Raw genomic sequence first — 1,971 nt, forward strand, 5'->3', positions numbered from 1 at the left:
AGAGCGTACCTTCTCCCGAAGTTACGGTACCATTTTGCCTAGTTCCTTCAGCCGAGTTCTCTCAAGCGCCTTGGTATTCTCTACCCGACCACCTGTGTCGGTTTGGGGTACGATTCCCACTAACCTGAAGCTTAGAAGATTTTCCTGGAAGCATGGCATCAACTACTTCAGTCCCTTAGGACCTCGTCATCAGCTCTCAGTGTGTACATTTAAGTACGTGTCCCCGGATTTGCCTAAGAACACCACCTACCACCTTAAACGCGGACTACCAACGCCGCGCTAGCCTAGCCTTCTCCGTCTCTCCATCGCAGTTAGCGGAAGTACAGAAATATTAATCTGTTTCCCATCGATTACGCCTTTCGGCCTCACCTTAGGGGTCGACTCACCCTGCCCCGATTAACGTTGGACAGGAACCCTTGGTCTTTCGGCGAGGGGGTTTTTCACCCCCTTTATCGTTACTCATGTCAGCATTCGCACTTCTGATACCTCCAGCGTGGGTTACCCCTTCACCTTCAACGGCTTACAGAACGCTCCTCTACCGCGCACAGTAAACTGTGCACCCGTAGCTTCGGTGACTAGCTTAGCCCCGTTACATCTTCCGCGCAGGCCGACTCGACTAGTGAGCTATTACGCTTTCTTTAAATGATGGCTGCTTCTAAGCCAACATCCTAGCTGTCTAAGCCTTCCCACATCGTTTCCCACTTAGCTAGTACTTTGGGACCTTAGCTGACGGTCTGGGTTGTTTCCCTTTTGACGACGGACGTTAGCACCCGCCGTCTGTCTCCCGAGTAGTACTCATTGGTATTCGGAGTTTGCAAAGGGTTGGTAAGTCGGGATGACCCCCTAGCCTTAACAGTGCTCTACCCCCAATGGTATTCGCTCGAGGCGCTACCTAAATAGCTTTCGAGGAGAACCAGATATCTCCCGGTTTGATTGGCCTTTCACCCCCAGCCACAAGTCATCCGCTAATTTTTCAACATTAGTCGGTTCGGTCCTCCAGTTGATGTTACTCAACCTTCAACCTGCCCATGGCTAGATCACCGGGTTTCGGGTCTACACCTTGCAACTAAACGCGCAGTTAACACTCGGTTTCCCTACGGCTCCGCTATTCGCTTAACCTCGCTACAAAATGTAAGTCGCTGACCCATTATACAAAAGGTACGCAGTCACGGTCTCAAGAACCGCTCCCACTGCTTGTACGTATACGGTTTCAGGTTCTATTTCACTCCCCTCACAGGGGTTCTTTTCGCCTTTCCCTCACGGTACTGGTTCACTATCGGTCAGTCAGGAGTATTTAGCCTTGGAGGATGGTCCCCCCATATTCAAACAGGATGTCACGTGTCCCGCCTTACTCGTTTTCATCAATGGTTAGTTTTCATGTACGGGGCTATCACCCTGTGCCGCTGCGCTTTCCAACGCATTCCACTAACACCCCACTGACTTAAGGGCTAATCCCCGTTCGCTCGCCGCTACTAGGGGAATCTCGGTTGATTTCTTTTCCTAAGGGTACTTAGATGTTTCAGTTCCCCTCGTTCGCCTCGCAACACTATGTATTCATGTTGCGATAACAGCTTATGCTGCTGGGTTCCCCCATTCGGACATCGTTAGCTCAAATGCTTGTTACTAGCTCGCCAACGCTTTTCGCAAGTTACTACGTCCTTCATCGCCTCTGACTGCCAAGGCATCCACCGTATACGCTTAGTCGCTTAACCATACAACCCAAATGAGTTTCACTCACCTGAGTCGCATTGCGACCAGCTTGGTTTTACTTGTCTCACTTCTGACCAAAGAAGTGGACGCGCCTTAGACGTAAACTATCCAGCAAAGAATAATTTACTATTGAATATTCAAGACACTTAATAAAGTGTTTGAGAACTCATGTTCAATGCTTTCGCATTAAACGTTTTGTAATTAATTACATGACAGACTCATGCAATTAAATACTATCAGCTTTCCAAATTGTTAAAGAAC

1 rRNA gene (only partly in view) is annotated in these 1,971 nt (G+C 48.9%); it reads right to left on the reverse strand.

From position 1 onward, the window contains the following. A 23S ribosomal RNA gene (locus tag HGO26_RS22285) occupies positions 1-1,712 on the reverse strand (it extends 1,290 nt beyond the left edge of the window). Between the last annotated feature and the right edge of the window lie 259 nt (positions 1,713-1,971).

The organism is Shewanella oncorhynchi, from assembly GCF_012584455.1.
GTDB classification, from domain to species: domain Bacteria; phylum Pseudomonadota; class Gammaproteobacteria; order Enterobacterales; family Shewanellaceae; genus Shewanella; species Shewanella oncorhynchi.